This is a genomic window from Kitasatospora sp. NPDC001175, assembly GCF_053598215.1.
Genome location: NZ_JBSFJU010000139.1, coordinates 1 through 8,534, shown reverse-complemented (window position 1 = coordinate 8,534; position 8,534 = coordinate 1). Strand labels below are relative to the sequence as shown.

The following is an 8,534-nucleotide window of genomic DNA, read 5'->3' as shown; positions in this document are numbered from 1 at the left end:
GGCGGCGGGCACGAGTCGTTGTTCCGGCCGGAGTGGGTCGGTGCGGTTCTGCCGTCGGTCGAGGCGCCTGATGTGGTGACGGTGCTCGGTGCGGACGATCTCGGGCTGGAGGATGCCGAGCAGTTCGGGAACCTGGCCGAGCTGCGGGCGGCGGTCTCGGCTGGCCTTTCGGTGCCGGGCACGATCGTGGTTCCCGTGCTGCCCGAGGCGGACCAGGATGTGGCCGCGGTGACGCGCGCCGCCGTGCACGGTGTGCTCGGCCTGGTGCAGGAGTGGCTGGCGGAGGATCTGCTGAAGGACACCCGCCTGGTGGTGGTCACGCGCGGTGCGGTGGCGACCAGTGACGCGGATGTACTGGACCTTCCCTCGGCCGCCGTCTGGGGTCTGCTGCGATCGGCGCAGTCGGAGAACCCGGGCCGGATCGTGCTGGTCGACCTCGACGAGGACCCGGCCTCGCTGCGCGCCCTGCCGAACGCCGTCGAGAGCGGCGAACCCCAACTGGCCCTGCTCGCGGGCAAGGCCCTGGCGCCGCGTCTGGCGCGGGTCCCGGCGGTTGCCGAGGCCGAGCCGCTGGTGCTGGACCCGGAGGGGACGGTGCTGGTGACGGGTGCGACGGGCACCCTCGGTGCGCTGTTCGCCCGGCACCTGGTCGCGGAGTACGGTGCGCGTAGGCTGCTGCTGGTCTCGCGGCGCGGGGCTCAGGCCGAGGGCGCTGAAGAACTCGCCGATTCTCTGCGGGAGTTGGGTGCGGAGCCGGTCTTCGCCGCCTGTGACGTCGCGGACCGTGACGCGCTGGCCGCCCTGCTCGCCGAACACCGCCTGACCGCAGTCGTACACACCGCCGGTGTCCTGGACGACGGCGTGATCTCCTCGCTCACCCCCGAGCGCATCGACACCGTGCTGCGCCCGAAGGTGGACGCGGCCTGGAACCTGCACGAACTGACGCAGGATCAAGACCTTTCCGCGTTCGTGCTGTTCTCCTCCGCCGCCGGTCTGTTCGGCGCGGCCGGCCAGGGCAACTACGCCGCCGCGAACAGCTTCCTGGACGCCCTCGCCCAGCAGCGCCGTACGGCCGGTCTCCCGGCGACCTCGCTCGCCTGGGGCCTTTGGGCCGAGGACGGCGGCATGGCCGGTGAGCTGGACTCGGCCGACGTCCAGCGGATGGCACGCGGTGGTGTCGCCGCGCTGACCACCGCCGAGGGCGTGCGGCTCTTCGACGCCTCCGTACGTGCGGACCGGCCCGTGCTCGCGCCGATCCGGCTCGACCTCGCCGGTCTGCGCGGACAGGCCGAGGCCGGGACGCTGGCTCCGCTGCTGCGCGGCCTGGTACGGACCCCGGTGCGCCGCGCAGCCGCCGCTGCCGCAGCCGGCCCCGACCGGTCCGCTCTCGGCCGCCGGCTCGCCGCGCTGGCCCCGGCCGAGCAGGACCAGGAACTGCTCGAACTGGTCCGGACCCAGGCGGCCGCCGTGCTGGGACACAGCGGCCCGGAAGCGGTCGATCCCACTCGCGCCTTCCGTGACCTGGGCTTCGACTCCCTCACCGCGCTCGAACTCCGCAACGGCCTCAACGCGGCCACCGGGCTGCGGCTGCCCGCCACGCTGGTGTTCGACCACCCCAACCCCCAGGTGCTCGCCCAGTACCTGCGCGTCGAACTGGTCGGCGGTCGCGAGGCGGACCGATCGGCCGTCGTCACAGGCACGTTCACGGACGACGACCCGATCGCGATCGTCGCGATGAGCTGCCGGTTCCCGGGAGGGGTGCAGAGCCCCGAGGACCTGTGGCAGCTGGTCTCGGCCGGGCGCGACGCGATCTCCGACTTCCCCGACGACCGTGGCTGGGACGTCGAGAACCTCTACCACCCGGACCCCGAGCACCCCGGCACCTCGTACACCCGCCGAGGCGGATTCCTGCACGACGCGGCCGAGTTCGACCCGACGTTCTTCGGGATCAGCCCGCGTGAGGCCCTGGCCACGGACCCGCAGCAGCGGCTGCTGCTGGAGACCTCGTGGGAGGCGTTCGAGCGGGCGGGCATCGACCCGGTGACCCTGCGCGGCAGCCGTACCGGCGTGTTCGTCGGCGTGATGTACCACGACTACGCCACCCGACTGCAGGACGTGCCCAGCGGTACCGAGGGGTATCTGGGCAGCGGTGGCGCGGGCAGCATCGCCTCGGGCCGGCTGTCCTACACCTTCGGGCTGGAGGGTCCGGCCGTCACGGTCGACACCGCGTGCTCGTCCTCGCTGGTCGCGCTGCACTGGGCCGTCCAGGCGCTGCGCGCGGGTGAGTGCTCGCTGGCGCTGGCCGGTGGTGTCACCGTGATGGCGACGCCGGGGACCTTCGTGGACTTCAGTCGCCAGCGCGGACTGTCGGCCGACGGCCGGTGCAAGGCGTTCTCCGACGATGCGGACGGCACCGGCTGGGGCGAGGGCGTGGGCATGCTGCTGGTCGAGCGGCTCTCCGACGCCCGGCGCAACGGCCACCCGGTGCTCGGCATCGTGCGCGGCTCCGCGATCAACCAGGACGGTGCCTCGAACGGTCTCACCGCGCCCAACGGGCCGTCCCAGCAGCGGGTGATCCAGCAGGCGCTGGCCTCGGCCGGACTGTCCGCCGCGCAGGTGGACGCGGTGGAGGCGCACGGTACGGGGACCCGGCTGGGCGACCCGATCGAGGCGCAGGCGCTGCTGGCCACCTACGGTCGGGAGCACTCGGACGACCGTCCGCTCTGGCTCGGCTCGGTGAAGTCCAACCTCGGTCACACCCAGGCCGCGGCCGGTGTCGCCGGTGTGATCAAGATGGTGATGGCGATCCGGCACGGTGTGCTGCCGCAGACCCTGCACGTCGGTGAGCCGTCCACCCACGTGGACTGGTCGGCGGGTGCGGTCTCGCTGCTCACCGAGGCGCAGCCCTGGCCTTCGGCGGGTGAGCCGCGCCGGGCCGGTGTGTCGTCCTTCGGTATCAGCGGCACCAACGCCCACACCATCCTCGAAGAAGCGCCCGCCGTCGAACTCGACCCGTGCCCCGAGGAGCACCCCGCGCTTCCGCTGCTGCTGTCGGCCAAGACCCCGACTGCGCTGCGCGGCCAGGCGCAGCGGCTGCTCGAACACATCGCCACCCGGTCAGAGTTGACGATCCCTGACATCGCCTACTCGCTGGCCACGGCACGCGCGCTCTTCGATCACCGGGCCGCCCTGCTGGTGCGGGACCGCGACGAACTGCGCACCGGGCTGGCCGCGCTGGCGGACGGGGAGACCCCGCTGGAGGCCGCGGCGGGTGCCGGGACGAGGACGGCGTTCCTCTTCGCCGGTCAGGGCAGCCAGCGGGCCGGTATGGGCGCCGAGTTGTACGACACCTACCCGCGCTTCGCCGAGGCTTTCGACGCGGTCTGTGCGGAGCTGGACGGGCACCTGGAGCGTCCGCTGCGCGAGGTGGTTTTCGGCGGCGAGGAGTTGGACCAGACCGGGTACACCCAGCCGGCGCTGTTCGCGGTCGAGGTGGCGCTGTTCCGCCTGGTGGAGTCGTGGGGTGTGCGGCCGGACTTCCTGGCCGGGCACTCGATCGGTGAGCTGGCCGCCGCGCACGTCGCGGGTGTGCTCTCGCTTCCGGACGCGGCCGCGCTGGTGGCCGCCCGTGGCCGGCTGATGCAGCAACTGCCCGCAGGCGGCGCCATGGTGGCGATCCAGGCGAGCGAGGGCGAGGTGGTGCCGCTGCTGATCGGCCGCGACGACGAGCTGGGTATCGCGGCCGTCAACGGCCCGAACTCACTGGTGGTCTCGGGTGACGAGCGTTCGGTGCTTGAGCTGGCGGCGGACTGGGAGGCCCAGGGCCGCAAGACCAAGCGGCTCACCGTGAGCCACGCGTTCCACTCGCCGCTGATGGACGGCATGCTCGCCGAGTTCCGGAGCGTCGCCGAGGGTCTGACCTTCGCCGAACCGCGCATCCCGATCGTCTCCACGCTGACGGGTCAAGTCGCCTCGGCGGAGGAGCTGTGCTCTCCCGAGTACTGGGTGCGGCACGTCCGTGAGGCAGTCCGCTTCCACGACGCGGCGCAGACCCTGGAGCGCGAAGGCGTTCGTACCTTCCTGGAGTTGGGCCCGGACGGCACGCTCACCGCGATGGCACAGGAGAGCGTGGCCGAGGCGGCGGTGTTCACCCCGCTCCTGCGCCGGGACCGCCACGAGCCCGAGGCCGTGGCCAACGCGCTGGGCCGACTGCACGTGAGCGGCGTCCGGGTGGACTGGGCGGCGGTGTACGGCGGTACCGGCGCGCGGCTGGTCGACCTGCCCACGTACGCGTTCCAGCGTGAGCGCTACTGGCCGCAGACCGGCACCGGGCCGGTCGGCGACGTCGCCTCGGCGGGCCTGAACGCGATCGGCCACCCGCTGCTGGGCGCCGCCGTGCCACTGGCCGACGGGGACGGCTACCTGTTCACGGGCCGGCTGTCCTCGGCCGCGCAGCCCTGGCTGGCCGACCATGCGGTGGCGGGCAGGGTGCTGCTGCCCGGAACGGCCTTCGTGGACCTGGCGCTCGCGGCCGGTGACCAGGTCGGCTGCGGCCTGCTGGAGGAGCTCACCCTGGAAGCGCCGCTCGTCCTGCCCGAGCAGACGTCGATGCAACTGCAACTGCGTCTCGGAGCGGCCGACGAGACGGGCCGGCGTACCGTCAGCCTGCACGCACGCGACGCCGGCGCGGCGGACGGCGATCCGTGGACGCGCCATGCGACGGGTGTGCTGGCCGAGGGCGCTGCCGAGGCACCGGCCGGGCCGGCCGAGTGGCCGCCGGCGGGTGCGGAGCCCGTACCGATCGATGGGCTGTACGACGGGTTCGCGGCGGCCGGGTTCGGTTATGGTCCGGTGTTCCAGGGCGTCCACGCGGCCTGGCGGCTGGACGGCGAGGTGTTCGCCGAGCTGGCACTGCCGGAAGAGAGCCGGGACGAGGCGGGCCTGTTCGGCCTCCACCCGGCGCTGCTGGACTCCGCACTGCACGCGGTGGGACTCGGCGGCCTGGTGGCGGACACCGGCCAGGGCCGGCTCCCGTTCGCGTGGAGCGGTGTGCGCCTGTACGCCTCCGGCGCGTCCGAGCTGCGGGTGCGGCTGGCACGGGCCGGCGAGGACGCGGTGTCGCTGACGGCGATGGACGGCACGGGTGCGCCGGTCGCTTCGGTGGAGTCGCTGGTGCTGCGGCCGTTCGCGGCCGAGCAGTTGGTGACTCCGGGCGGCGAGGACTCGCTGTTCCGGCCGGAGTGGACGGAGGTCGGGCTGCCGTCCGCCGCGTCCCTGTCCGACGCCGTACTGCTGGGCGCGGACGTGCTCGGGCTCGGGCTCGGCGAGATCGAGCGGTTCGAGGACCTCGCCGAACTGGTGGGTGCCCTGCCGGAGACGATCCTGCTCCCCGTGCGGTCCGAGGCCGGTGCGGACGCGGCCGCCGCGACGCACACGGCGGTGCGCCGAGTGCTCGCCCTGGTGCAGGAGTGGCTGGCCGAGGACCTGCTCGCGGACTCCCGGCTGGTCGTGGTGACCCGTGGTGCGGTGGCCGCCAACGCCGATGAGGCGGTGTCGGATCTGCCGTCGGCCGCCGTGTGGGGTCTGCTGCGCTCGGCGCAGTCGGAGAACCCGGGCCGGATCGTCCTGGTGGATCTGGACGACGCCCCGGCCGCACCGGGCCTGTTGGCAGCCGTCGTCGAGAGTGGAGAGCCGCAACTCGCACTGCGTGCGGGCAGCGCCCTGGCGCTGCGGCTGGCCCGCGCCCCCAAGGCCACCGAGGCCGAGCCGCCGGCGCTCGACCCCGAGGGCACGGTACTGGTCACGGGCGCGACCGGCTCGCTGGGCCGCGTGGTGGCCCGGCACCTGGTCGAGCGGCACGGTGCGCGCCGACTGCTGCTGGTGTCCCGTCGCGGCGAAGCGGCCGACGGCGCGGGCGAGTTGGCGGCGGAACTGTCGGGGCTCGGCGCCTCGGTCAACTTCGCCGCCTGCGATGTGGCGGACCGTGAGGCGCTGGCGGCCCTGCTCGCCGAGCAGAACCTGACCGCCGTGGTGCACACCGCCGGCGTCCTGGACGACGGTGTGATCTCCTCGCTCACCCCCGAGCGCATCGATGCGGTGCTGCGCCCGAAGGTGGATGCGGCCTGGAACCTGCACGAACTGACGGAAAATCAGGACCTTGCCGTCTTCGTGCTGTTCTCCTCCGCCGCCGGTGTCTTCGGCAACGCGGGTCAGGCCAACTACGCGGCCGCGAACGGCTTCCTGGACGCCCTCGCCCAGCAGCGCCGGGCCGCCGGACTTCCGGCGACCTCGCTCGCCTGGGGCCTGTGGGCCGAGGAGGGCGGTATGGCCGGCGAGTTGGACACGGCGGACGTCCAGCGGATGGCGCGCGGCGGCGCGATGGCGCTGACGGTCGACGAGGGCCTCGCGCTGCTCGATGCCTCGGTCGCCCTGCCGGACGCCGTCCTGGTGCCGGCCCGGCTGGACCTGGCCGGACTGCGCGCCCAGGCGGTCGAGTCGGGCCACGTCCCGGCGCTGCTGCGCGGCCTCGTCCGGGTGCCCGCCCGACGGGCCGCCGCATCGGCGGTGGGAACCGACCCCGCGGCCGCGCTGCGGCAGCAGCTCAGCGGCCAACCGGCGGACGAGCAGGAGCGCATCCTGCTGGAGCTGGTGTGCGGGCAGGTCGCCACGGTGCTCGGCTACGCGGGCGCGGCTGCCGTGCAGCCGACGCACGCCTTCCGCGAGTTGGGCTTCGACTCGCTGACCGCCGTCGAACTGCGCAACCGGCTGAACGCGGCCACCGGCCTCCGGCTCCCCGCCACGCTGATCTTCGACTACCCGAGCCCCGTCGAGCTGGTCGGACATCTGCGGACGGCTCTCCCGCAAGACGGCGCGGAAGCCGCGCCGAACGTCTTCACCGAGCTGGACCGGCTGGCCGAGGCACTCGCCGCGACGCCGACCGACGAGGAGACCGGCACCAGGGTCACGCTGCGTCTGCAGGCCCTGTTGACGCAGTGGCGGGAGACCGTGGCCCCCGACCGGGCGTCGGTCGACGACAACAGCGATCTCGACTCGGCCACCGACGACGAGCTGTTCGACCTCCTCGATGACGAGCTCGAAACTTCCTGACTGCGCGACCCCTTTTCTTTGCCGCAAGGAGCGGACGGACATGCTGAACGAGGACAAGCTGCGCGACTACCTCAAGCGCGCCACCGCCGATCTGCGGAACGCCCGCCGACGCCTGCGGGAGATGGAGGAGCGCGACCAGGAGCCGATCGCGATCGTCGGGATGGCCTGCCGCTACCCCGGCGGCGTGACCAGCCCCGAGGAGCTGTGGCAGCTGGTCGCGACCGGCGGCGACGCCATCAGCGGCTTCCCGACCGACCGCGGCTGGGACGAGTCCTCGCTGATCGACGACGACCCGGACGCCCAGGGCACCAGCTACGTCAGCCAGGGCGGATTCCTGCACGACGCGAGCGAGTTCGACCCGGCGTTCTTCGGGATCTCGCCGCGTGAGGCACTCGCGATGGATCCCCAGCAGCGGCTGCTGCTGGAGACCTCGTGGGAGGCGTTCGAGCGGGCGGGCATCGACCCGGCCGCGCTCAAGGGCAGCCGGACCGGCATCTTCGCCGGCCTGATGTACCACGAGTACGCCAGCCGGCTCAGCACCGTGCCCGAGGGCGTGGAGGGGCACCTGGGCACCGGCAGCTTCGGCAGCGTGGCCTCGGGCCGGGTGTCCTACACCCTGGGCCTGGAGGGTCCGGCGGTGACCATCGACACCGCCTGCTCCTCCTCGCTGGTCGCCCTCCACCTGGCGGTCCAGGCGCTCCGGTCGGGCGAGTGCACGATGGCACTGGCCGGTGGCGTCACCGTGATGGCGACCCCGGGCACCTTCGTGGAGTTCAGCCGCCAGCGCGGTCTGGCGACGGACGGGCGCTGCAAGGCGTTCTCGGACGACGCCGACGGCACGGGCTGGGGCGAGGGCGTCGGCGTGCTGCTGGTCGAGCGGTTGTCGGACGCGCGGCGCAACGGGCATCCGGTGCTGGCGGTGGTGCGTGGTTCGGCGATCAACCAGGACGGTGCGTCCAACGGTCTGACGGCGCCGAACGGTCCGTCGCAGCAGCGGGTGATCCGGCAGGCGCTGGCCAGCGCTGCCCTGACGCCCGCCCAGGTCGACGTGGTCGAGGCACACGGCACCGGCACGACGCTGGGCGACCCGATCGAGGCGCAGGCGCTGCTGGCGACCTACGGGCAGGAGCGTGCGGCCGACAAGCCGCTGTGGCTGGGTTCGCTGAAGTCGAACATCGGCCACACGCAGGCGGCGGCGGGTGTCGGCGGCGTCATCAAGATGGTCATGGCGATGCGGCACGGTGTGCTGCCGCAGACCCTGCACGTCGGCGAGCCGTCCACCCACGTGGACTGGTCGGCTGGTTCGGTGGAGCTGCTGACCGAGGCGCGGCCGTGGCCGGTGACGGGTGAGCCGCGTCGGGCGGGTGTGTCGTCGTTCGGGTTCAGTGGGACGAACGCGCATGTGATCGTCGAGCAGGCGCCGGAGG

At 73.2% G+C, this 8,534-nt stretch carries 2 protein-coding genes; both read left to right on the top strand.

The window, feature by feature from the left end; all coding sequences use genetic code 11:
• The coding region (locus ACWDAK_RS39970; protein ID WP_449806573.1) for an SDR family NAD(P)-dependent oxidoreductase at window positions 1-7,107 on the top strand (7,107 nt) is incomplete at its 5' end.
• Between the two features lie 43 nt (window positions 7,108-7,150).
• Window positions 7,151-8,534, top strand: a 1,384-nt coding sequence (locus tag ACWDAK_RS39965; protein ID WP_449806572.1) for a type I polyketide synthase, incomplete at its 3' end; no start/stop codon positions are given.